Source organism: Mucilaginibacter sp. Mucisp86, assembly GCF_047324315.1.
Taxonomy (GTDB): Bacteria; Bacteroidota; Bacteroidia; order Sphingobacteriales; family Sphingobacteriaceae; genus Mucilaginibacter.
Genome location: NZ_CP168503.1, coordinates 1,060,768 through 1,083,683, shown reverse-complemented (window position 1 = coordinate 1,083,683; position 22,916 = coordinate 1,060,768). Strand labels below are relative to the sequence as shown.

Genomic DNA, 22,916 nt, shown 5'->3' with positions numbered 1-22,916 from the left:
CATTGCGAGGAACGAAGCAATCGCGAACTGTGCAGATTCGCTCTGTATAGCATGCGATTGCCACGCTACGCTCGCAATGACATGGGGTTAGTAGTTAATATTGCCAGCTTTTATAATAATTTTCATCCTCTATTTTAATAGCATCCTCCGTTAACATCAGCGGTCTGAAAGGATCAATCATAACAGCCAGTTCATCGGTTGATTCTTTGCCTATTGATTTTTCGACAGAACCAGGATGCGGCCCGTGCGGGATGCCGCCGGGGTGCAGGGTAATTTGGCCTTTTACCACACTTTTACGGCTCATGAAATCACCATCTACATAGTATAGCACCTCATCGCTATCCACATTGCTATGGTTGTAAGGAGCGGGGATTGATAGTGGATGATAGTCAAATTTGCGGGGCACAAATGAGCAAATCACAAAGTTGTTGCCCTCAAATGTTTGATGAACCGGTGGGGGCTGGTGCAACCTGCCCGTTATCGGCTCAAAATCATGGATGGATAAAGCCCAGGGGTAATGAAAGCCATCCCAGCCTATAAAGTCAAACGGATGGGTGCCATAGATGTAAGGATAGATGAGGCCCTGCTTTTTAATCAGGATTTTAAAATCGCCATGCTCATCATAAGTTTTCAGATCGGCCGGTAGTTTGATATCGCGCTCGCAATAGGGCGAATGTTCCATCAGTTGTCCGTACTGGTTACGGTAACGTTTGGGCGGACGGATAGGGCTGAAACTTTCTACAATAAAAAGCCTGTTTGCCGTACCATCAAACTCCATCTGATAAATGGTGCCGCGGGGAATCACCAGGTAATCGCCATACTGAAATTTGATATTGCCGAAACCTGTTTTTAAAGTGCCGGTACCTTCATGGATGAAAACCACCTCGTCGGCCTGACTGTTCTTGTAAAAATAGTCGGTCATGCTTTGGCGTGGTGCAGCCAGCGAAATATGCAGGTCGCTGTTTACCAGTACGGGCTTGCGGCTTTGCAGGTAATCATCTTCTGGTTGTATGTTGAAGCCTATCAAACTGGTATGCTTCAGGTGTTTTTCGCGCGCTATTTTAGGCTCCACGCTGTAGGGCTCACCAAGTGTTTTTACAATGGTGGGCGGGTAGGCATGGTACACCAGCGAATACAGGCTTGAAAAACCTTCGGTCGAAACAAGCTCTTCGGCATATAAACTACCATCGGGCTTACGGAATTGCGTATGCCGCTTAGGCGGAATTGATCCTAAACTATGATATAGAGGCATGAATTGGTTTAATTGGTTAACAATAAAACGTATAAAATGCTGATTTGTGTTCGGAATAATAAGTCCGAAAGCATTGCCCTAACCATTAATAAATAATGGTTAAAAAATGAAGATAGCGGGAATGGAAGATATTAGTATTGCGCCAGTACGATCTTGGCAAGCATAGCATCTCTGAACGATGAGGCATCGCTCATGGAGGTTAACCCCAACGAAAACAGAAAATGCATTTGTATGCGTAACATGATACTAAGTTAGCGGGATTATATTTAGGATGCAAATTTAGGTGAGTGGTTGATTGAATAATGGTGAGTAGTTGATTGGGTTGATTAGGTGAGTGGTTGCCTTGTGGTTTTTTATTTATGCCACCGCTCGGCGGCGGAATATATCCGCGTAAGAAACCACTCACCTAATCAACTTAATCAACCATTCACCTAACAAAAAATCATTAGCTTTGATTATACCAATTAAGCTACTCTATGAAATTAGTATCCTATAAAACCGAAGACCGCGAACATCTTGGCGTTTTTGTTAATGGCCACATCTATAATTTAAACTCCTGCGATAAGCTGATCCCCGACAATATGAACGAGTTTTTGTGGGGAGGCCCCGAACTGATGGAACATGCTGCACGGGTTAATGAAGATATCCGGTCGGGAAAAATAGAGGCTAAAGAGGAATTGTTTTTTGAACTGATGGCGCCTGTACCTCATCCAACGTCATGTCGCGACGGTTATGCTTTCAGGCAGCATGTGGCTTCGGCGAGGCGTAACCGTAAGCTGGATATGATACCGGAGTTTGATCAGTACCCTATTTTTTACTTCACCAATCATAATGCCATACAAGGCCCCGGCGAAATTGAGTGCATGCCCGATCATTTTAAGAAACTGGATTTTGAACTGGAAGTGGCTGTAGTTTTGAATAAAAAAGGGCGCAATATAACGGCAGCCGAAGCGGATAGTTTTATTGCAGGATATATGATTATGAATGATATGAGTGCCCGCACCCTGCAAATGGAAGAAATGCTGCTAAACCTTGGCCCGGCGAAAGGCAAGGATTTCTCAACAGTGATTGGTCCGTGGTTGGTAACGCCCGATGAATTGGAGCAATACAAAGTGCCTGCAAAACCTGGTCATACAGGGAATGCTTATAACCTGGAGATGAAATGTGTGGTGAACGGCAAACAGGTATCGGCAGGTAATATGGCCGATATGGACTGGACTTTTGCCGAGATCATTGAGCGTGCTGCCTATGGTTGCGACGTTTTGCCGGGCGATGTGATAGGCTCTGGCACGGTAGGCACCGGCTGCTTCCTTGAACTGAACGGTACCGGTGTACTTAATAATGCCGATTATGAACCGCAATGGCTGCAACCCGGTGATCTGGTTGAAATGGAGGTAACAGGGTTGGGTATGCTGGGTAACATCATTGAGAAAGCAGATAGCGATTTTTCGATATTGAAGTTGAAGAAATAAGAAAATACTATCCATAGAAATACAAACGCGTCATTGCGAGTAATCACCAGAGAGCTCCTGGAAAAAATCGTGATGACGAGCAAAATATATTTTAGGGATGTTGTGCGGAGGCCGCGTTAGGGATTGCAGTGTAAAGCCCGCAGCGTGTGTAGGGATTGAGGGTAGGAAAGGTGAGGACTTGTAACGGAAAGCCCGGGCCGCAGGCAACGCCCATGTTATAAAATTATTAAAATATCTTAATAATCAACAATTTACGATTGTGTTATTATAAGGTACGAAGTAATCCCCGATAAGCAGAGCCGCTCTGTAAAGTTCGCGATTGCTTTGTACCTCGCAATGACGGTTTAAAAGTACAACCTCCATGCCTACCATCAACATAGCCGATCTTTCGCCGGTTCAACTTCAGAGTTATTTGCACTATGTAATAGCGCCGAGGCCAATATGCCTTGCCTCTACTGTGGATAAAGCGGGTAACGTAAACCTGAGCCCTTTCAGCTTTTTTAATTTCTTTAGTACCAATCCTCCGATATGTGTTTTTTCGCCGTCGCGCAGGGTGAGGGACAATACTACCAAGCACACGCTCGAAAATGTAAAAGAAGTGCCCGAGTGCGTGATCAATATTGTTAACTATGATATGGTACAGCAAACCTCGCTGTCAAGCGTGGAGTATCCGTTGGGGGTTAATGAGTTTATTAAATCGGGGTTAACACCGCTGCCATCGCAACTGGTAAAACCGCCACGTGTGGCCGAGTCATATGTGCAGCTGGAATGCGTAGTTAACGAGGTTATTGAATTAGGGCAAAGCCATGGTGCAGGCAATCTCGTTCTTGCCGAAATAAAGCTGATCCATATTAGCGATGCTGTTTTAGACGCAGAAGGGAAAATTGACCAGGCCAAAATGGATCTGGTAGCCCGTCTTGGTGGCGACTGGTATTGCCGGGTTACTAAAGATAACCTGTTTAAAGTAGCCAAACCCAATATCAAGATAGGTATAGGCGTTGATGCACTGCCTTATGCTATCCGCAATTCAAGAATACTGACCGGTAATAATCTTGGACAATTAGGCAATCTGGAAACCATACCTACAGACGAAGCCATCGAAGCCTTTGCACTAACTCCTGAGATAAAAGAAGTACTCGACGCCACCATCGGCGATAGCCAAACCCGCGAATTGCAATTACACTTGAAAGCCAAGCAACTGCTTGAGGAAGAAAGGATAGTGGAGGCTTTAATGGTGTTATTGATGGAGTAAATTATTTGGACACTAAAACCTGTCGGGGAGGTTTTATTCCTTCCCTCGGAAGGGGTGTGTTGATATGTGTAGTGGCAGTGAAGGGTTTGTGCATCATTTTAAAACGAATAGATCCGTCGATGAAACCCCTGCCGGTATCCGCCACTATCACTAACGTGGCCCGTGCACCATCAGTAAGATATATTTTATACGTCATCGCAGTTTTTTTCAGGATTTCCCTGATAGATACTCGCAATGACGGGTAGAGAGATAATATCAGGTAGCTTGATTTTTAAACTTTTATTGCTATATCCCCAATACCTGCTTCAACTTTACATATCCTGTTTTGCTTACCGGGATTTTAGCGCCGGATTTCAGGATAGCGAGGTGTGCGTCTTTTTCGTATGGATCGATACGGGTGATTTGCGGTATAGCCACGATGTATGAGCGGTGTACACGTACAAAATGGTTTGGATCAAGCGTTTGCTCAAAAAAGCTCATGGTCTTATTTTTGAGGTAGGAGCCTTCTTTAGTGATCACGCTTACATAGTCGTCATCGGCCTGTAGGTACTCAACATCGGCAACAGGGATGATCTTTACTTTGGTACCGGTTTTTACCACAATGCGCTCGTGTTGTGCAGGGGATTGTGTGGCAGCGGTTTCCAGCAACTCTTCTGTTTGTTTAGGGGCAGGTTTTGGAGCTGCCGTAGCCAGGAATTTTTCCACTGCTTTATTAAAGCGCTCTTTACTGAAAGGTTTTAACAGATAATCGACCGCGTGGGCTTCAAAAGCTTTTATGGCGTATTCATCAAACGCAGTAGCAAATATCACGGCAGGGGGCTGCTCAACCAGTTCAAGCATTTCAAAACCGGTAATTTTAGGCATCTGGATATCTAAAAAAACCAAATCGGGCTGATGCTGCTGAATAGCCTTAAGGCCCTCAAAACCATCGTTACATTCCTGAATCAGTTCAATGTCTTTAAAATCAAGCAGGTATTCCCTTACAACCATGCGGGCTAAAGGTTCATCATCAATAATTAAAGCTCGCTTCATAGTTGCGGTATTTTTATAATGGTAGTGTACAGATCATCGCTCGCATGGGTTTCCATTAAATCATTGCGGGCATACAGCAAATATAATCGTCGCTGCACTCCCCGCAAACCAAAACCTGTACCTTTTTTTGGTTTGGATGTTTGCGGATCATAAGGGTTCTGTACCATTAAGTTCAGATAACCATCCTCAATTTCGCCGCGAATGCTCACGGTAACTTCGCCTATGGTATCGTAAAGGCCAAATTTAATGGCATTTTCAACCAAAGGTTGCAACAGCATGGATGGTAATATGGCGGTTCCGCATTTTGGGTCACAGCTTATTTCGGTTTGTAAACGGTGACCAAAGCGTACTTTTTCTATATCAAGATAAAGATTAAGATGGGCCAGCTCTTCGGTAAGGCTAACCTGCAACTGATCGTCTTTTTTAAGCGTTCCGCGTAAAAAGTCGGACAACTGGTGGATCATCCTGCGGGCCTCATCAGGTTTAAAGCCAATAAGCGCGTTGATAGAGTTAAGACTGTTAAACAGGAAGTGGGGCTGCAATTGCTGGCGCAGGTTATATAGCTCGGCTTCGCGGGCCAGCTGCTCAGCCTCGGTTTTGCGTTTCAGGGTTTCTTTCTGATCCAATTGCGAAAACCACAATAAGCTGATCATAGCCATCCAGCCGATGGCCAAAAAGTCGGTAAACAAGCGGATGGTTAATGACTGGGCCAGGAAACCCGTATAAATGGTGTCGCTGTTTATTAACGGTAAAAGGTAACGGCAGCCGGCTGTACAAATGCCTGCAAGCGCAACGCACCATATAAACAGGTTAATGTAACTGCCTTTACCGGGTTGGTAGTAGCGTAAGTTATTATTGATAAGCCAGCAGGCGCATGAAAGCAATATGGCGCTCAACAGGCCATCAGTAGCGGCAGTGAACCATAAAAAACCAAAACTATGGATGATGTAAGTTTGCAGTGCAGCCCAGGCCACACCGCATATTACAAATGCCGCGTATAGTTTTGATGATTGTATTGATGGAACTTCCAAAACGGGTTGCTTTCTGTGGTTTAAGGTTTAATTTCTGATGCCCAATAAGGCCGATTTATGGTGCGCCCAGGCTATGTACAGGTCGGCGTCGGGCGTTTCATGTATATTGTAATACAGTTCGGTACCGTCTGCAAGTTCGCCAAGCTGGTTAAGTTCGGCTACATCTATAAATTGCCATTTAACGGTTTGCTTTTCAATATTTTTAAAGCTATCCTGATTGGCGTGACCTATACGGTTTGCTTTTTCATAAGCTACTAATTCACTATCCGCGCTGATCAACCTTAATTGCTCATCAAATTGCGCCTGATGATCGCCATCCCCGCTTATCACCCTGAAAACTAATTTTGCTACGTACCAGTTCATGTTGTTTTATGCTTTTCGTAATTATCTGCCTTAATTAATAACTGCGAATATCTACCCCTGCAAAAATGGATACCCCTTTAAGTACCAGCACTTTTTCGCTGCCTACACTTGCGGTGCTCCTGATGCGTTTATCATCAACACTTGCAAAAATAGCTGCCAGATCTGATACTACCTGCCAGTTTGATGGCACAATGATTTTGGTGCCACCAAAAATTTGGGTAATGTCAATGATAATGCGGCCGTTGATATCTGCCTGTGTAAAATCAAGTTCGGCACCGCCAAATATGTTTACGATATCGCCTCCGCGAAATTGTTTGGAGAGAATAGTTTTATTAACACCACCAAAAATGGATACAGTATCGATATAATCATCGCCTGAATATTTGGTATTGTACTGCTGCTGTTTTTGAGTGTACGGATCAACAGGGGGGATCGGATCTCCTTCATCTTTTACTGTATAGTCCACAGGCTCGGTTTTTTCGAATTGAAAAGGCTCTTTTTTATCCCAGTTGGTCCATTTTTCTGCTTTGAAATCGTGTTTCCATTGCTGCGGATCAAAATGTTTGTTACGCCTTAATATCAACCACATCCCGAAACCAATTACAGCCAGAGGGCCTACTATACGATCAGAATTGTTAATGTTTTGGGTGATCAGGAATATAGTACCTAAAGCAACCAGCATTACCCATGATGCTTTTTTGTAATTGTGTTTAGCACCTACATATATACCCCAGAAAATAAGCCATAATGGCCACAGGGAGAGATGATCGGGTATGAAAAAAATTCGGAATTGCTGAAGCAGCAATATGCCGCCTACAGCAAGTAAAATGATCCCGGCAACAGACTTGCCTTTGTTGGGATCTTTTGGATGTTCTATATCGTTGTTCATTGTATTATCTGCAAATTGAAATCATATCCAAAACTAAGGTAACATTATAGTTGAGCCAAACAAAAATTGGCGATGTATTTAAAGAAATCGGTGAGTGGGGATGTTTTGGCGGTGAAAAAGTTGCGGTTGATTTTTTAACATTCGGCAAAAATAAAAAATTGTAAGTTGCGACGGTTTTTTATCAGTAAATAACCGTACTAAACTTTATCATTAAAATGAAACAGGACTTTAGCCCAATCCGCGGTATTGTGTTTGAAAAGGAATACACCCTCGGCATCGGGTGGAAAATATTTTTGTACATCTTTATGGCGGCGATGGTCATCGGGGGCGCTTATCTAACCTATACTTCTATCGCCGATAAAAGCTGGTGGCTTGTACTAATAGGGATTGGACTGATAATGTTAGGACTTTATCTCTATCTCGAATTGAAGGCAAGCAAAATAATTATCTCCAACAACGGCATAAAACGAGTGGGCTATTTCAGTAGCAGAGAACTTTTAATTAACGATATTAAAGGTTATGACACCGCCCAGGGTAAAAGGATAACAATACGCCCTGTCGATAAATCAAAAAAAGCAATAGTTTTAAGTGACTACAGCTATTTTGCCGATGGCAGCGAAATATTGCAATGGGTAGCCTCGAATTGCAAAGATCTTGATGCCGAACAAGAACAAAAAGGTATAGAGGAGATACAAAATGATGATAGCTATGGTCACAGCAGCGAAGAAAGGTTAGCCGAACTAAAAAAGTTAAAACGCTTTTGCTCATACTTTAATTACGGAGGTATCGCTTTGTGTTTTTGGCTGTTTATACATCCTGCGCCTTACGATTATGCTGTTTTAGCCGGTATAGCATGGCCCTTAATAGTTATGTTTGTGTTTTATTTAAAAAGGGATGTAGTTGTGCTTAACAGTGCTGACAATAAGAAACAGGCCATGTATCCATCGTTAAGTAAAGCGTTGATACTGCCTGCAGTTGGGCTTTTATTGAGGATACTGGTTGATTTTAAACTGATGCATTTAACAGATATGCTCTTGCCCGCGTTTACAGTGATAGTTGTATTAGGGGCTGCTTTTTTGGGGATAATAATGAGCTCGAAAGAAAAAGCACGTTCAAACAAAACAACCTGGCTTAGCGCTGCGGCATTTGTATTGTTATACGGTTTTACTGCCCCTGTTATAATTAATTGCAATTTTGATTATAGCGCCCCAAAAGAGTATAAAGCGCAAGTACTTAGTCAAAGGATATCGACAGGTAAACACACATCATATGATTTAACTTTGAGTAAATGGGGGCCGAGGGAAAGCGAAGAAACCGAAGTATCCAAATCGCTTTATGACCAGGTTAAAGTTGGGGATACTGTATACGTAAATCTAAAATCTGGGCTTTTTAAAATGCCATGGTTTTATATCAGTAAGTAGCATAAATATTCGATGCATTCAGTGACACGAACCAGTGTTCAACTTTTTGAAAAACGGGTGTTCAACTTTTTATTTTTAGAAAAGTTAAGTTGTTGATTATCAGTATTGATGCGTTCATGTTTGATTGATTGAAAATAAACCAAAAATCAAAGTTGTTGATTTTCAATGCTATTTACTTTCGGCAAAAAACGCAAGTGTTTACACCTGAAAAAGTTGAACACCCGGAAATATCAACAAAAAGCCGGGGCTTTTTTAAAATGCCCCGGCTTTGATATATATGATGGATGATTGAGTTTAAGCTTCGGCTTTGGGTTGCTCAAAGTCGAAATGCTGTTTAGCTTTTTCGTTCTTTTCCCAGAAATCTCTGTCGGTTTGTTTGGCCGGCCTGATGGCTATCCAGGCGCCAAGCAGCATCAATGCTATTGGCCAGGTTATACGGTCGGCATCATTAACGTTATCATTTACCAGGAATATTATGCCTAAGAGTATCATAAAGATCCATGATGGTTTCTTGAAGTCGTGTTTGGCACCCATGTAAGCGCCCCAGGCTATGAACCACATTGGCCAGCTAAAAAGCCAATCAGGAATAAGTAAGGCATTAAGCTGATCTATCAGAAATAAACCACCGGCTGCCAGTAATATTATTCCTAACATGATTTTGCCATTTCTTTTGTTTTCGGTGTTTATTATATCGTTGTTCATCGCTTTAAGTTTTAATGTTACCCAAATCTACAGCGATGCAGCAGGCGGGGCAATCAATACTTGGCGATGTTGGGGGAGATGTCGGTAAAGCAGGGGATAAAGGCGGTGAAAGGAGGCGGAGCGGCAAGAGTCAGGAAGTCAAGAGTCAAGAAGAAGAGAAGATAGCACGTTATTCTAATACATTGAATATTGCATATCTCATAGGAGTACCATATAATTCCATCTTTAGCTTCGGAAAGTAATAACCCATGCCTCTATTGGGAACCCATTCAGAATAAACTTTAACAATGTCACGAGAATAGTTTTTTTTATCTGCTAAAATTTCAAGATTTTTATATTCAGCTGCTTCAAACCGGGCTTCGAATAGGCCATTTTTATAAAGATGAGTCATAAATATCGTATTCAGGCACATCATAATATTAATATGGTCTGTATCTGAGATTGCTGAGAGCTTCTCTGTTTTAAGAAGTTTCGTAGCTCTGCCCACACGATGTTTAAATTCTATAAGTGTAATTGTTTTTGATGAATCTCGGTTAAATGTTTCGTTTGGACTCTGAGCTAAAGAATTTTTGCAAAAGCAAGAAACGCAGATTGTTATCAAGATAGGGCCAACATATTTCTTATAGAAATGCATTCGTGATACTGATTAGATGATTGTAACAATTTAATAAGATATTTGGTATCGAGCAGCGTAAATAAATAATCTAAAATCAATGATAGGCTAAAGAATAAGTAACAGGGGGAGATCGATATTTTTGTTCCGTTCTACTATTCTTTTAAAGCCCTCCCCTGAAGGGGAGGGTTGGGTGGGGCTTATTCCGGTTCCTGCTGGCTCAGGCAGTGGAAGCTGCCGAGGCCCCAGATAATGTCGGTGCTGTCAATGCCAACAACCTTGCGGTCGGGGAAGCATTGGGTAAGTATGTCAAGTGCTTTATCGTCGTTCTTTGAACGGTAGGTAGGTACTATTACAGCCGAATTGGCAATGTAAAAATTAGCGTATGAGGCAGGTAAACGGGTATCTTCATATACTACGGCGTCGGGCATTGGCAATTCAACAATGTTAAGTTGTTTGCCGTTAAGCAGGCGCATGGTTTTCAGGGTTTCGAGGTTTTCCTGAAGGATGTGGTAGTTCTCATCGTTCTTATCATCCTCAACAACTGTAACTACGGTATCCTCGTTTACAAAACGGGAAATATCGTCAATATGGCCGTCGGTATCATCACCTATAATGCCATCGCCTAACCAAAGGATCTGCTCTGCTCCGTAATAGTTTTGCAGGTAGCTTTCAATTTGCTGCTGGCTAAGCTCCGGATTACGGTTTTTGTTGAGCAGGCAGGCAGTTGTAGTTAAAATAGTGCCTTTACCGTTAAAGTCGACAGAGCCGCCTTCCATTACAATGCCCGGGTTGAATACCGGCAAGCCAAAATGGTTACCTATTTTGGTAGGAATCACATCGTCCAGATCAAATGGAGGGTATTTGCCGCCCCATGCGTTGTAGCCCCAATCGACAATAGCTTTTTGCTTTGTTGTTGGGTTTATCAAAAACGCCGGACCGTGATCACGGCACCAGGCATCATTGGTAGGGAATTCAAAGATCTCTATTTTACTAAGATCGACTCCTGCATTTTGCAGCTGGAAAATCACCGAGGCTTTCATGTCCTCGTTCGCTACGTTGATACGTACCAGTTCGCCTTGGGCAACTATTTTGATAAACTCAATGTAAGGCGCGTAAATGGTATCGATCTTACCAGGCCATGAAGCCTCTTTGTGAGGCCAGCTCAGCCAGGTAGCGGTATGTTTAGCCCATTCGGCAGGGAAAGAGAAGCCTTGTGCTAAAGGCGAGTCCGAAAGTCCGGAAGTCCGAAAGTCCGAAAGTCCGGATTTAGTTGATATATCTTTTAAAGATGACATTTAATATAATTGGTTATTTAAGGGAGTTACGTAATCCATTCAACATAGCTAAAACTTCTTCACATTGCTGATATAGTTTTGAAAAATCTTCCTCAGATATTAGAGTTCGTTTTTGCGCCAAATAAAGGCATCCTACAACCTCAATATCCGACCGTAAAGCATAACCCACAAATTTATTAAACTCGGCATTTGATTGCCCGGTTGAACCTTCAGCAATATTTAATGAAATAGAATCCGCAGCCCGTTTTATTTGAGACGTTAAAATAAACAACTCATCTTTTGGAAAAGTTTTAGTTAGATCATGAATGTCGGCTGATAGGTCAACAGCCTTTTGCCAAACAATTAGTTTTTCAAATTTAAAACTCATACTAAAATTTTTCTTTCGGACTTACGGACTTTGCTGACTTTCGGACTCAAGACGTTAGTCTTCGTCTAATAGCCTTTTTGTTATTGGCTGATAGCTGTCAATCCTTCTGTCGCGTAAAAACGGCCAGTGGCTTCTATAGTAATCAGATTTATCCAGATCAAGTTCTTGTACTACCACTTCCTCATCATTGTGTGATGTTTGGTGGATAATAGCACCAAACGGATTGGCAAAGAATGAACCTCCCCAGAATTTTACACCGGCTTCTTCGCCTACACGGTTAACACTTACTACGTGTATGCCGTTAGCTACCGCGTGCGAACGCTGGATAGTTTGCCATGCGTTGTATTGCTCCACGTTAGTGGCTTCATCCTGTGTAGTAGCCCAGCCGATAGCGGTTGGGTAAAATAATATATCGGCACCCATTAAGGCAGTGATGCGGGCGGCTTCAGGGTACCATTGGTCCCAGCAAATCAATACGCCTACACGGGCAAATTTGGTGTTGAAAACCTTGTAGCCTAAATCACCAGGGGTGAAGTAAAATTTTTCGTAAAAGCCCGGATCATCAGGGATATGCATTTTGCGATATTTGCCTAAATAACTACCGTCGGCATCAAGTACTGCGGTAGTGTTGTGGTAAACACCCTGAGCACGTTTCTCAAATAATGAAGCAATGATCACCACATTAAGCTCGGCAGCAACTTTTGAAAGTTCATCGGTTGATGGGCCGGGGATAGCTTCGGCCAGCTTAAAATTGTCGTAATTTTCTTCATCGCAAAAATAAAGCGAGGTGAAAAGTTCCTGTAAACAAACTATTTGCGCGCCTTTAGCAGCGGCTTCCCTTACTTTAACAATCGCTTTTTGCAGGTTCTGCTGTTTGTCAGCAGTGCAGCTCATTTGTACTAAACCAACTTTTACTTTACTCATCTCCAAAAAATTTGCGCAAAAATAACACTTTGTAACAAGGATTTCACCCATTTAATATTATGATTACACTCAGTTGAAAGTGGGATTACACTGGCATGAGATTGCCTTTGCCATTTTATGTTGCACCCTCCCTGAAATAATAACCTGATTTACTGGTTTTAATGTTTGTGAAAACAAAATGAAGAAAAATTGTTAATTGACTATCCTGTACATCCAAATAAAAAAATAACATAGCTTTGCAGCCGAATGACACAAACAGAAGATCTCATTGACGAAGGTGCCGAACATAAAACCTGGAAAGGTAAGCTTTGGGGCGTTATAAAAGTAATCCTTATTATAGTAGTAACCGGCGGTTTGCTTTACTATGTATTCAGTAAGGTTCCGTTTGCGAAAATTAAATATCGCTTAGTCCATGCCGACCGCGCCTGGTTAACCGCAGCTATAGCCTGTTATATTGGCTCAATGCTTTTTTCGTCGTGGCGGTTATTAAGCTATTTCAAATCCATTGGTTTACGGTTAGACTGGCGCTTTAACCTGCGCTTATATTTTCTTGGCTTGTGTTATAATGTGCTATTGCCAGGCGGTATCGGCGGCGATGGCTACAAAATTTACCTGCTGCACAAACGCTATCATTTACCCACAAAAAAAGTATTCTGGGCTATCCTGTTTGACAGGCTTAGCGGATTTTGGGCCATAGGCGCTATTGTAGTGGGGCTAATTATTTTAATCCCGAGTTTCCCCTATCACCTGGCATGGCCGCTTGGTATAGTATCGGTTGGTTCGGTGATCTATTATTTTGTAGCCCGTAAGTTTTTTAAAGAATATACCCACAACTTTGTACAGGCACATTTAAAAGCCATAGGTGTACAAAGCATGCAATTACTCACCATTGTTTGTTTACTGCTTGCGCAGGATTTCAATGGTAAATTTGCGCCATATTTGCTGTCATTCCTTTTCTCATCGTTAGCGGCAATTATTCCGTTTAGTTTGGGCGGTGGCGGTATCCGCGATGCACTGTTCCTTACACTGGCCCGCCAGTTTAACCTGACCGAAGATATGGCGGTTTACCTGAGCTTTGGATTTTATCTCATCTCAATTATTGTGGCTTTATTAGGCGTTTATTACGTACTTGTTCCGAAACGCCTGGACGCAGGACTTAAAAAAGGAGAAGAACCAAAATTGGAAAATCACCCAATAGAAGAATAATATTCTGTTTTAAGTTTAATTTCATAATAATAAACTGAAGTTTGTTTTCATGGCAACCATCTGCTAAACTTGGTGTTGTATTATAAATCGCCAGTTATCAAATGAGCCTTTTTAATGATTTTAATAATCCGCAGGTTGCGGCATTGCCCGGTCATTTAAAACAATTTATAGTCGACCAGCACTACGAGCATTACACACCTGTTGATCATGCGGTTTGGCGCTACGTCATGCGGCAGAATTACAGCTATCTTAAGGATGTTGCCTACTATCCGTATATCCCTGGCCTGCAAAAAGCCGGTTTAACCATTGAGCACATTCCCAATTTGCAGGAAATGAATGATGCCCTCGGCAAAATTGGCTGGGGAGCGGTTACCGTTGACGGCTTTATCCCGCCGGCTGCCTTTATGGAGTACCAGGCTTACCGGGTACTGGTTATAGCAGCTGATATCCGCCAGTTGAAACATATTGAATATACCCCGGCGCCTGATATCATCCATGAATCGGCAGGGCATGCGCCTATAATTGCCGATAAGGATTACCATGAGTACCTGAGCTATTTTGGATCTATAGGGGCCAGGGCCATGTTTTCGGCACAGGATTTTGAACTGTATGAGGCTATCCGTGCCTTATCGATATTAAAAGAAATGCCCGATGCCGATGAAGAGGAAATCATTAAAGCCGAGGAGCTGGTAACTTATTGCCAGGAAAATATGGGCGAGCCTTCAGAAATGGCTTTATTGAGCCGTTTACATTGGTGGACTGTTGAGTATGGGCTAATCGGTACGTTGGAGGAGCCAAAGATTTACGGAGCAGGTTTGCTTTCGTCGATCGGGGAGAGCTCGACCTGTATGCAAAAGCATGTAGAAAAGTTATGGTATACCATTGATGCTGTAAAGTACAGCTATGATATTACCAAACCCCAGCCGCAGCTTTTTGTAACGCCTGATTTTCAAAACCTGATCAATGTGCTGGAAGAGTTTGCCAATAGCATGTCGTTCAGAAAGGGCGGTACTTATGGCTTGCAGAAAGCTGTTGAAAGTAAAAATACCTGCACCGCGGTTTATAGTTCGGGATTGCAGGTTTCGGGCAACATTACCGATTTTAAGACCGGAGACGGTGGTAAACCTTATTTTATTAAAACAACCGGCCCAACTGCTTTGGCGTTTAATAATAAACAACTAAAAGGGCACGGTAAAGATTATCATAAGGATGGTTTCAGTTCGCCGGTTGGTAAATTGAAAGGTAGCAATGTTGCTTTGGAAGATTTTTCGGAAGATGATTTAAAAACAGCCGGCATAGTAAAAGGTAACAAAACTGAATTACTTTTTGAAAGCGGGATTAAGGTAGTTGGCCTTGTCAAAAATATTCTTTATGCGGATGGTAAGATCTACCTAATTACTTTTGATGAAGCCACCGTTACCGATAAAGATGGAATGGTGTTGTTTGATCCGGCCTGGGGCGTTTATGATATGGCTGTTGGCGGAGAGATCGTTTCGGTATTTTGCGGCGCGGCCGACAGGGAAGCTTATGAAACAATTGTTTATAAATCAAAAACAGAAACCCATCATGCCGTGCATGATTATAAAACAAAAGAATTGCACAGGCTTTACCAGCAGGTACGTAATTGCCGCATTAATCACGGCGATTATGGATTTTTAGGCAATGTATGGCAACAGCTCCAAAAAGATCATCATGACGACTGGCTTTGTGCTTTGGAGATACTGGAAATGCTTGATCATGAAGGCGTAGAGCCGGCATTAGCTGCCGAGATCAAACATTTTCTTGAACAAAAAGGACATAATGAGCCTGAGTACGGTAAGCTTATCAGTGATGGTTTTTATTTGATCAAGCACCCGGTTGAGCAAAAATTGGTAGTTTAGCAATGATTTATCATCTTAGGGTATAAAATCAAGCGTCATTGCGAGCAATCATCAGGAACCTGAAAAAAACCGAGATGACGTGTAAAATATATTTTAGCGATGGTGCGCGGGGCCGCGTTAGTGATAGTAGCGGATACCGGCCTTGTGGCTAATGCCTGTGCAGTATGAGCGGATAGCACGGGCCGCAGGCAACGCCCATATTTATAGATGAATTTTTAAAAAAAACAAACCAAATAATCAATAGCTTACATTCACGTCATTATAAAGTACGAAGCAATTCCAAACTTTACAGGGCTGCTCCGCTAATTGGGGATTGCTTCGTACCTTACAATGACGTTGGGAAATAAAATTAATAACAAACAATTATTCCCCCTTTAGGGGGGTAGGGGGCATATGAACATTATAATAACCGGCGCCAGTAGTGGCGTGGGCTTTGAAGCCGTAATTGAACTGATACTTTCGGGCAGCCACAAAGTAATTGCTTTGGCCCGCTCACAGGATAAACTGGAACGTTTGCTGGAAATAGCTCATGGTTTAAACCCCGATTGCCAGTTGTTTGCCTTAAAGTTTGATATTGTTCATGACGACTATGAAGGTTTGCAACATTTTATAGCATCGCATTTTGATAACCGGGTTGATATTTTGATCAACAATGCCGGGGTGCTTATCAATAAACCGTTTACAGAATTGCTTGAATCGGATTTTGTGGAAATGCTGCAAAGTAATTTTATTGGTCACGTACGCGCTATCCAGGCTTTAGTACCTTTGATGCCCGCCGGTTCGCATGTCCTGAATATTGGCAGCATGGGCGGCTTCCAGGGGAGTGCGAAATTCCCCGGTTTAGCGGCTTATTCTGCAAGTAAATCGGCTTTACATACCCTAACCGAGTGTTTGGCACAGGAGCTAACAGAACAAGGTATTAAAGTAAATTGTTTGGCATTAGGATCGGCACAAACCGAAATGCTTGAACAAGCTTTTCCGGGTTATGAATCGCCGGTAATGGCATTTGAAATGGGTAAATACATCGCCGATTTTGCTTTAACCGGAAGCAAGTTCTTTAACGGGAAAATAATACCTGTAGCCGCAACTACTCCTTAAATATTAGATAATATTGCAAACATTTTTTATAACTTAGTTATTATAAATATGTTATGCCGGCAGCCTATGGATACGAGGTTCACATCCCTTTTCACTCATTCAAAAGACATTTTTTTTGTCATGGATATGGATGGAGTGATACTGCATACCAACTATGCTTTCCGGAATACATTTAATTATAATGACGAGGACTTAGCCGATTTAAATATAGCGGCCGTTTGTCACCCCGCAGATAAGGAACGACAGGACGAATCTCAAGCCAGCCTGTTAATCCATAAAAAACTGATAGGTTATCAAAGCCGAATAAAGGCAAAAGATGGCTGCTACTTTAGCGTTATCTGGTCGGTGATATTAAATGAGGATGATGGCCTTATTTACTCAAGTGGCAATACCCTTGCGGGTATGATTGGGCAGCCCGAAAACGATATCGTTCAGCACACTATTCAAAGTCTTAATGAGGGTTTTATTGTACTTGACGCCAACTGGGATATAATTTCGTTTAACCCGGCTTTCCAGGCCATGGTAAATGTTAGTTTAAATGAACTTGACGGTGCCAATTTCATGGAAATCAAAAGCCTTGGTTTAACCGAAAAGGTAGAGAGCGAGTTTCAGCTTTCATTAACCTGTAAAAAATCAATACAGGTACAATATCTAAATGAATATTCAAACAGCTGGCTTCGTATCAATATATATCCTTACCATAACCAACTGGCTGTTTTTATACGTGATATAACGGAGATAAAAATGCAGGAATGGATATTGGAACTTGAAAAAAGGGTGCTGGAATTGAACGCTATGGCACAATATACACTTGTGCAATCTGTTGTTGAACTGCTTACCGGTATAGAAAGGATTTTCCCGGATATGATCTGTTCGGTGTTAGAAGTTGATGATGCACAGGAAAGGTTGTATACACTTGCGGGTCCACGATTACCCCAGGATTACAGCAACCAGCTGGAAGGTTTGTCAATAGGGCCCAATATAGGGTCGTGCGGTACATCTGCATTTCACCGAAAACAGGTCATTGTAAGCGATATTGAAAATGACCCGCTTTGGGCCGACTATGTCTATCTGGTTAAACCCTATGGCCTTAAAGCTTGCTGGTCATCGCCGGTAATGAGTTCAAAAAACTCAAAAGTTTTAGCCGTGTTTGGTATTTACTACCGCACAATACGTGAGCCAAATGATGATGAGTTGAGTATTATCGAACGTACAGTAAATATTCTTCGGGTATTAATAGAAAGCAAAAAGACGGAAGATAACATCCGGGAACAGAACAATAGGCTACAAACTATCGCTAATATCAGTTCGCATGAGTTGCGTAAACCGGTAGCTACTATTTTAGGTTTGGTTAATTTGTTTGATAACGACGACTTGCAAAACCCGCTTAATAAAGAGATCATCGAACATATTGATACAACATCACAGCAACTTGATGGGGTAATTCATTCTATTGTGGAAAGAACGGCGTATATCAAAGCTTTTGGGGCGGACGCGTAAGTCAAGGACGAAAATATGAATACAATTACCAAGACTACTTTGCATAATAATTTGTCCGACGCTACGATTTCTTTACTTGAAATGGCGAGGGAGGCGTCATGGAACACAATAACTGACAACTGTTTGTACGTTACGTCTGAAATAGAAAACAGCACGCAGGATTTTTGTGACCTGCACAAGTCGAGGAAACAAAAGAATGATCAAAAGATACCCCAGTCGCTGGCCGACGTAACGCCGCAATTGCTTTCACTTTTTGATAATCTTCACGACATCAATTTATACGTTTACAAGGCTGAAAGAAATGTTACAATAATTGAAATTGCTTATTATCTGAAAACTTCATTAGATGCAAGGTGTCGGGATACAATAATTATCGATCCGCCTATGCTGCACTGTAAGATTCCAATACCGAATTACAGGGCGCTGAAAGAGGACAGGGATAAAAAATTTGATATCAATTGGCAATTGAATCCGCTAAATCATCGGCTAAGGGTGTTTTGGACGCGCCTTAAATATAAATTGGGTATGTATCCTTTTTAAGTGGCAAATCAATCATTATAAAATTGCATTACACCTGAAGTTTAAAACGTATTTTAAACTTCAGGTGACGGTTGTTCCTCCCTTGGCGATACCTGCGCCCTTGAATCAACTGGCTTTACCCGCCAATGTCCCGTAGCTTTAAGGATCTCGCCATTTGTTCTTCAGCCTTTGGCACCTACTTTTAAAAATTCATTAACTACTATTTCTGATACATAGCGTTTAATGCCATCCTTATCGGTATAGTTACGATTGGTTAGTTTGCCCTCGATGGCTAATTCATCGCCTTTTTTAAGCAGGTCTTCGGCAAGTTTGGCTTGCGGGCCCCAGAAAACAAGGTTATGCCATTGGGTATCGGTTATTTTTTCGCCTTTGTCATTTTTGTAGCTTTCGTTAGTGGCGATGGAAAGGCGTACCATTTTTTTATTACTGTCGAATACTTTTACTTCCGGATCCATACCTAAGTTACCTACCAGGCGCACACTGTTTCTTAATGAGTTCATCGTTTTAATATTTACTGTTTAATGTTTGTTTGAATCAACGATACAAAGATGGGACAGAGTGGAAAAATTAACCGGATAATAACCGTTTATAGTCGATAGTATCCGTTTGTAAGCGTTTGCAAACGGATAAATTAATAGCTATCTTTATACTATGAACCAGGAAAGAGTATGCTTAGATTGCGGAACACCACTACAAGGCCGTGCCGATAAAAAGTTTTGTAATGATCTGTGCCGCAACAATTATAATAACCAGCTTAACAGTAACAGCTATAACCTGGTGCGTAATATCAATAATATCCTGCGTCGTAACCGACGTGTGCTTGAAGAGTTAAACCCGACAGGCAAAACAAAAACAACCCGTAAAAAACTTACGGCGAAAGGCTTTGATTTTGATCATATCACCAGCATCTATCAAACAAAAAACGGCTCGACTTATTTTTTTAATTACGAATATGGCTACCTGTTGTTAGATAATGACGAGGTGCTGCTGGTAAAGCGGGAAGGGGAGCAGTAACAGTTGGCAGTGGCAGTTTTACAGTAGGCAGCTTGCTGTGCTCCGCATTAGGAAATCCTTTAATCCTCTAAATCACGGTTCAGTCTCTATCTCTATAGATTTAATAGCCTTTAACAGTTTAATATTTTGATAATTAATACTTAACTGTTGTTTCATTCGGCTCTTTATGTTTTCAATAAATTTAAGTACGTTTGGGGAAAATGTGAATTTTTAATTTTTGACTGATCTTACTAATTTAAAATGAAGTTATTTATCAAGAAACCCATTCAGCAACTGCTTGCTGCTTCAAAGGAGACTGAGAAAACACTGAAGCGCACGCTTGGGTTAAGCTCGCTGATTGCACTGGGTATTGGTGCCATTATTGGTGCCGGTATATTTGTGCGTACTGCTGCTGCTGCCGGCGAACATGCTGGTCCGGCGGTTACCATTTCGTTCATCATTGCAGCTGCAGGTTGCGCCCTCGCAGGTTTATGCTATGCTGAATTTGCCAGTATGATCCCTATCGCTGGTTCCGCCTATACTTATTCATACGCTACCATGGGCGAGTTGATTGCCTGGATCATAGGGTGGGACCTTGTACTTGAGTATGCCCTCGGTGCTGCTACCGTATCAATTGGCTGGTCGCAGTATTTCAACGAGTTCCTGAATACATTCTTCAATGTACACATCCCATTTGAGTGGTGCCATTCACCATGGGAGCATAATATATCTACAACCGGTATGTATGTAGATCAGATGGGGGTTCATGGTATTGTGAACCTGCCTGCCATCCTGATCGTATTCCTGTTGTCGATGCTCCTGATCCGTGGTACTGCCGAATCTGCTGCTGTAAACAACATCATCGTTATTGTTAAAGTTGCTATCGTGTTGCTGATCATCGGTTTGGGCTGGGGCTTTATTAACCCTGCTAACCATACTCCGTACATGATCCCTGCCGATGCCGGCGTTGTACATACCAGTACCGGTGATATTAATTATGGCGATACATTTAACCACGGATGGCTTGGTGTATTGCGTGGCGCGAGTGTGGTGTTCTTTGCCTTTATTGGTTTCGACGCTGTATCAACTGCCGCTCAGGAAGCTAAAAATCCACAAAAAGATATGCCAAAAGGTATCCTGATATCGCTGGTATTCTGTACTATCCTTTATATCCTGTTCTCGCACGTATTAACAGGTTTGGCACCTTACAAAGACTTCCTGATTAACGGTAAAGAGGCTTCTGTTTCATACGCTATCAACAAGTTTATGCCGGGTTATGGCTGGTTGGCCAAATTTGTAACAGTGGCTATTCTTGCAGGTTTCTCTTCAGTTATCCTGGTGATGCTTTTGGGCCAAACACGTGTGTTTTACACGATGAGTACTGACGGTTTGGTGCCTAAAGTATTTTCAAAACTGCACCCTAAATACAGCACCCCATACAAATCACAATGGTTGTTCTTCGGTTTTGTGGCTTTCTTTGCAGGCTTCATTCCTGACCGTATTGTAGGTGACATGGTGAGTATAGGTACCCTGTTTGCATTCGTGTTGGTGTGTATTGGTATCTTTATCCTGCGCCGTACCGATCCAAATATCGAGCGTCCGTTCAAAACGCCAGCTTATTTAATTGTGTGCCCGCTTGGCGCATTAATCTGTTTAGGTATGATTGCCAGCGAAGGCTGGGAAAACTGGGCAAGGCTTATTGTTTGGTTGCTGATTGGTTTTATCATTTATTTTGGCTACAGTATCAAACGCTCGCATGTGCGCCATGGTAAGGTTGAAGGTGCAAATGATCCTATCAATCCTAAATTTGTTGAGTAATTATAACAATGTTATCATAAATAAAAAGGTTCTGAATTTTTCAGAACCTTTTTTGTTACATTCCCTTTTTTATGGTGTCAAACCAATAAAACCGCTTCATGAAGGGCGATAGAAACCTGTGGGTATTAGTATTTGTATGTATCATCAACTCCCTGGGGTTCGGCATCATTGTACCGATACTTTACTCATATGGTAAAACCTTTGGCATTACAGGCGAAACATTAGGTATCCTTACAGCATCCTTCTCGATAGCCCAGTTTTTTGCTACGCCGGTGTTGGGCGCCCTTTCTGATAAATGGGGGAGGAAGCCTTTACTGGTGATCAGCCTTACAGGTACCTGTATCTCCTTTATCCTTTTTGCCGAAGCGCGCAGCATGATCATGCTCTTTGCCGCGCGGATCCTGGATGGCCTTACCGGTGGTAACGTATCTGTAGCGCAAGCTATGGTATCGGATACGGCCAGACCCGATAACCGGGCCAAAAGGTTTGGTATTTTGAGTTCGGCGTTCGGGTTCGGCTTTGTGATTGGGCCAGCCATAGGCGGTTTGCTAAACAGGTATGGCATGCAGGTTCCTTTTTATTTCGCGGCGGGGATATCGCTTATTGGCACGCTCTGTAGCCTATTCTTTTTGAAGGAAACTAATCCGCCAGATAAAACAAAAAAGGATTCGGAGAAAACTAAGTTCTCGTTCACGGCCCTGGCAACAACCCTTAAACGCCCTGTTATTGGTACGGCGGTGTTTACCGGCTTTATGCTTACCATGGCGCAGTTTACCATGATCATAGGCTTTCAAACCTTTAGTGTTGATGTATTGAAGATCAACCCTACTCAGATCGGTATTTTGTATGCCGGTTTCGGTGTAAGTGGCATTATCATGCAACTCTGCTTGCCGCTGTTCACGAAGTGGTTCTCGTCCAAATCAACAATTCTGATGCTCTCTACGCTGCTTTGTTTCGCTGCAATGTTTGTAACAGGGCTCACCCATCATTTTATTCCTTTTGTTATTGGCATTTGTATTTATGGTTTGTTCAATGGGTTACGAAACCCTATGCTCAACGCTATTATTGCCGATCATATTGATCATAAAGAACAAGGCAAAATATTGGGGATCAATCAATCGTATGCTTCTATAGGGCAAACCCTTGGGCCGGTTACCGCGGGCTTTGCAGCTTTGCTATCGGTACATGCTATTTTCTTCTTATCTTCATGCTATATTTTGGCTGCACTGCTGCTGAGTATCCGGTTAACGAAAAAAGAATAAATT

The 22,916-nt window shown here is 42.2% G+C and carries 22 protein-coding genes; 11 read left to right on the top strand and 11 right to left on the bottom strand.

Features of this window, described 5'->3' with window-relative positions:
• Positions 1–94: 94 nt before the first annotated feature.
• Positions 95–1,252 (bottom strand): homogentisate 1,2-dioxygenase, encoded by a 1,158-nt coding sequence (locus ACEN9X_RS04345; RefSeq protein WP_413669249.1) that lies wholly within the window; start codon positions 1,250–1,252, stop codon positions 95–97.
• A 476-nt stretch (positions 1,253–1,728) separates the two neighbouring features.
• Between ACEN9X_RS04345 and ACEN9X_RS04340 the strand changes: the two genes are divergently transcribed.
• Entirely contained in the window at positions 1,729–2,724 is a 996-nt protein-coding gene (locus ACEN9X_RS04340) for a fumarylacetoacetate hydrolase family protein (protein WP_091218073.1), read from the top strand.
• A 361-nt stretch (positions 2,725–3,085) separates the two neighbouring features.
• Positions 3,086–3,976, top strand: coding sequence for a flavin reductase family protein (locus ACEN9X_RS04335; RefSeq protein ID WP_413669248.1), 891 nt, complete (start codon positions 3,086–3,088; stop codon positions 3,974–3,976).
• Positions 3,977–4,261: 285 nt separating this feature from the next.
• Here ACEN9X_RS04335 and ACEN9X_RS04330 read toward each other — a convergent pair whose 3' ends face one another.
• Genes ACEN9X_RS04330 through ACEN9X_RS04315 form a run of 4 tightly spaced genes read right to left on the bottom strand, consistent with a single transcriptional unit; the run spans position 4,262 to position 7,291 of the window.
• The gene (locus tag ACEN9X_RS04330; RefSeq protein WP_091218063.1) at positions 4,262–5,008 is read right to left on the bottom strand and encodes a LytR/AlgR family response regulator transcription factor; all 747 of its coding nucleotides are present in this window, start codon (positions 5,006–5,008) and stop codon (positions 4,262–4,264) included.
• The gene (locus tag ACEN9X_RS04325) at positions 5,005–6,039 is read right to left on the bottom strand and encodes a sensor histidine kinase (protein ID WP_244281115.1); all 1,035 of its coding nucleotides are present in this window, start codon (positions 6,037–6,039) and stop codon (positions 5,005–5,007) included. Before ACEN9X_RS04325 ends, ACEN9X_RS04330 begins: the two co-directional genes overlap by 4 nt.
• A 27-nt stretch (positions 6,040–6,066) precedes the next feature.
• On the bottom strand, positions 6,067–6,402 hold the full coding sequence (locus ACEN9X_RS04320) for a DUF4288 domain-containing protein (protein WP_413669247.1): 336 nt from the start codon (positions 6,400–6,402) through the stop codon (positions 6,067–6,069).
• Positions 6,403–6,436: 34 nt separating this feature from the next.
• Positions 6,437–7,291, bottom strand: coding sequence for a LiaF transmembrane domain-containing protein (locus tag ACEN9X_RS04315; protein ID WP_413669246.1), 855 nt, complete (start codon positions 7,289–7,291; stop codon positions 6,437–6,439).
• Positions 7,292–7,506: 215 nt separating this feature from the next.
• Here ACEN9X_RS04315 and ACEN9X_RS04310 point away from each other — a divergent pair, with 215 nt between their 5' ends.
• Positions 7,507–8,712, top strand: a complete 1,206-nt coding sequence (locus ACEN9X_RS04310; protein ID WP_413669245.1) for a hypothetical protein — start codon at positions 7,507–7,509, stop codon at positions 8,710–8,712.
• A gap of 294 nt (positions 8,713–9,006) precedes the next feature.
• Here ACEN9X_RS04310 and ACEN9X_RS04305 read toward each other — a convergent pair whose 3' ends face one another.
• The 5 genes from ACEN9X_RS04305 to ACEN9X_RS04285 form a co-directional block, all read right to left on the bottom strand.
• Complete coding sequence (locus ACEN9X_RS04305; RefSeq protein WP_413669244.1) at positions 9,007–9,414, bottom strand: LiaF transmembrane domain-containing protein; 408 nt, start codon at positions 9,412–9,414, stop codon at positions 9,007–9,009.
• A gap of 169 nt (positions 9,415–9,583) precedes the next feature.
• Entirely contained in the window at positions 9,584–10,048 is a 465-nt protein-coding gene (locus ACEN9X_RS04300) for a hypothetical protein (RefSeq protein ID WP_413669243.1), read from the bottom strand.
• 179 nt (positions 10,049–10,227) lie between these two features.
• Positions 10,228–11,325 (bottom strand): agmatine deiminase family protein, encoded by a 1,098-nt coding sequence (locus tag ACEN9X_RS04295; protein ID WP_413669242.1) that lies wholly within the window; start codon positions 11,323–11,325, stop codon positions 10,228–10,230.
• A gap of 13 nt (positions 11,326–11,338) precedes the next feature.
• Positions 11,339–11,692 (bottom strand): four helix bundle protein, encoded by a 354-nt coding sequence (locus ACEN9X_RS04290; RefSeq protein ID WP_413669241.1) that lies wholly within the window; start codon positions 11,690–11,692, stop codon positions 11,339–11,341.
• A gap of 54 nt (positions 11,693–11,746) precedes the next feature.
• Positions 11,747–12,616, bottom strand: a complete 870-nt coding sequence (locus tag ACEN9X_RS04285; protein WP_413669240.1) for a carbon-nitrogen hydrolase — start codon at positions 12,614–12,616, stop codon at positions 11,747–11,749.
• A gap of 246 nt (positions 12,617–12,862) precedes the next feature.
• Here ACEN9X_RS04285 and ACEN9X_RS04280 point away from each other — a divergent pair, with 246 nt between their 5' ends.
• The 5 genes from ACEN9X_RS04280 (at position 12,863) to ACEN9X_RS04260 (ending at position 18,840) form a co-directional block, all read left to right on the top strand.
• On the top strand, positions 12,863–13,822 hold the full coding sequence (locus tag ACEN9X_RS04280; protein ID WP_413669239.1) for a lysylphosphatidylglycerol synthase transmembrane domain-containing protein: 960 nt from the start codon (positions 12,863–12,865) through the stop codon (positions 13,820–13,822).
• 101 nt (positions 13,823–13,923) lie between these two features.
• The gene (locus ACEN9X_RS04275) at positions 13,924–15,702 is read left to right on the top strand and encodes an aromatic amino acid hydroxylase (RefSeq protein ID WP_413669238.1); all 1,779 of its coding nucleotides are present in this window, start codon (positions 13,924–13,926) and stop codon (positions 15,700–15,702) included.
• A 393-nt stretch (positions 15,703–16,095) separates the two neighbouring features.
• A complete protein-coding gene (locus ACEN9X_RS04270; RefSeq protein WP_413669237.1) occupies positions 16,096–16,800 on the top strand; it encodes an SDR family NAD(P)-dependent oxidoreductase in 705 nt (234 codons plus the stop codon).
• Between the two features lie 48 nt (positions 16,801–16,848).
• A complete protein-coding gene (locus tag ACEN9X_RS04265; protein WP_413669236.1) occupies positions 16,849–18,300 on the top strand; it encodes a PAS domain S-box protein in 1,452 nt (483 codons plus the stop codon).
• A gap of 15 nt (positions 18,301–18,315) precedes the next feature.
• Positions 18,316–18,840, top strand: a complete 525-nt coding sequence (locus ACEN9X_RS04260; RefSeq protein WP_413669235.1) for a hypothetical protein — start codon at positions 18,316–18,318, stop codon at positions 18,838–18,840.
• 161 nt (positions 18,841–19,001) lie between these two features.
• Here the strand turns inward: ACEN9X_RS04260 and ACEN9X_RS04255 are convergent, their stop codons facing one another.
• Positions 19,002–19,340 carry a single-stranded DNA-binding protein gene (locus ACEN9X_RS04255; protein ID WP_413669234.1) on the bottom strand — a complete coding sequence of 113 codons (339 nt, stop codon included), beginning with the start codon at positions 19,338–19,340 and terminating at the stop codon, positions 19,002–19,004.
• Between the two features lie 151 nt (positions 19,341–19,491).
• On the opposite strand from ACEN9X_RS04255, the gene ACEN9X_RS04250 reads away from it, so the two are divergent.
• The 3 genes from ACEN9X_RS04250 (at position 19,492) to ACEN9X_RS04240 (ending at position 22,913) form a co-directional block, all read left to right on the top strand.
• The gene (locus ACEN9X_RS04250) at positions 19,492–19,854 is read left to right on the top strand and encodes a hypothetical protein (protein ID WP_413669233.1); all 363 of its coding nucleotides are present in this window, start codon (positions 19,492–19,494) and stop codon (positions 19,852–19,854) included.
• A gap of 240 nt (positions 19,855–20,094) precedes the next feature.
• Positions 20,095–21,651, top strand: a complete 1,557-nt coding sequence (locus tag ACEN9X_RS04245) for an amino acid permease (protein WP_413669232.1) — start codon at positions 20,095–20,097, stop codon at positions 21,649–21,651.
• 98 nt (positions 21,652–21,749) lie between these two features.
• Complete coding sequence (locus tag ACEN9X_RS04240; protein WP_413669231.1) at positions 21,750–22,913, top strand: MFS transporter; 1,164 nt, start codon at positions 21,750–21,752, stop codon at positions 22,911–22,913.
• The last annotated feature ends 3 nt before the right edge of the window (positions 22,914–22,916 follow it).

Bases quoted from the DNA above. Each gene is read 5' to 3' on its own strand.
- ACEN9X_RS04345 (WP_413669249.1), bottom strand. From the start codon at position 1,252: ATGCCTCTATATCATAGTTTAGGATCAATTCCGCCTAAGCGGCATACG.
- ACEN9X_RS04340 (WP_091218073.1), top strand. From the start codon at position 1,729: ATGAAATTAGTATCCTATAAAACCGAAGACCGCGAACATCTTGGCGTT.
- ACEN9X_RS04335 (WP_413669248.1), top strand. From the start codon at position 3,086: ATGCCTACCATCAACATAGCCGATCTTTCGCCGGTTCAACTTCAGAGT.
- ACEN9X_RS04330 (WP_091218063.1), bottom strand. From the start codon at position 5,008: ATGAAGCGAGCTTTAATTATTGATGATGAACCTTTAGCCCGCATGGTT.
- ACEN9X_RS04320 (WP_413669247.1), bottom strand. From the start codon at position 6,402: ATGAACTGGTACGTAGCAAAATTAGTTTTCAGGGTGATAAGCGGGGAT.
- ACEN9X_RS04315 (WP_413669246.1), bottom strand. From the start codon at position 7,291: ATGAACAACGATATAGAACATCCAAAAGATCCCAACAAAGGCAAGTCT.
- ACEN9X_RS04310 (WP_413669245.1), top strand. From the start codon at position 7,507: ATGAAACAGGACTTTAGCCCAATCCGCGGTATTGTGTTTGAAAAGGAA.
- ACEN9X_RS04305 (WP_413669244.1), bottom strand. From the start codon at position 9,414: ATGAACAACGATATAATAAACACCGAAAACAAAAGAAATGGCAAAATC.
- ACEN9X_RS04300 (WP_413669243.1), bottom strand. From the start codon at position 10,048: ATGCATTTCTATAAGAAATATGTTGGCCCTATCTTGATAACAATCTGC.
- ACEN9X_RS04295 (WP_413669242.1), bottom strand. From the start codon at position 11,325: ATGTCATCTTTAAAAGATATATCAACTAAATCCGGACTTTCGGACTTT.
- ACEN9X_RS04290 (WP_413669241.1), bottom strand. From the start codon at position 11,692: ATGAGTTTTAAATTTGAAAAACTAATTGTTTGGCAAAAGGCTGTTGAC.
- ACEN9X_RS04285 (WP_413669240.1), bottom strand. From the start codon at position 12,616: ATGAGTAAAGTAAAAGTTGGTTTAGTACAAATGAGCTGCACTGCTGAC.
- ACEN9X_RS04280 (WP_413669239.1), top strand. From the start codon at position 12,863: ATGACACAAACAGAAGATCTCATTGACGAAGGTGCCGAACATAAAACC.
- ACEN9X_RS04275 (WP_413669238.1), top strand. From the start codon at position 13,924: ATGAGCCTTTTTAATGATTTTAATAATCCGCAGGTTGCGGCATTGCCC.
- ACEN9X_RS04270 (WP_413669237.1), top strand. From the start codon at position 16,096: ATGAACATTATAATAACCGGCGCCAGTAGTGGCGTGGGCTTTGAAGCC.
- ACEN9X_RS04265 (WP_413669236.1), top strand. From the start codon at position 16,849: ATGTTATGCCGGCAGCCTATGGATACGAGGTTCACATCCCTTTTCACT.
- ACEN9X_RS04260 (WP_413669235.1), top strand. From the start codon at position 18,316: ATGAATACAATTACCAAGACTACTTTGCATAATAATTTGTCCGACGCT.
- ACEN9X_RS04255 (WP_413669234.1), bottom strand. From the start codon at position 19,340: ATGAACTCATTAAGAAACAGTGTGCGCCTGGTAGGTAACTTAGGTATG.
- ACEN9X_RS04250 (WP_413669233.1), top strand. From the start codon at position 19,492: ATGAACCAGGAAAGAGTATGCTTAGATTGCGGAACACCACTACAAGGC.
- ACEN9X_RS04245 (WP_413669232.1), top strand. From the start codon at position 20,095: ATGAAGTTATTTATCAAGAAACCCATTCAGCAACTGCTTGCTGCTTCA.
- ACEN9X_RS04240 (WP_413669231.1), top strand. From the start codon at position 21,750: ATGAAGGGCGATAGAAACCTGTGGGTATTAGTATTTGTATGTATCATC.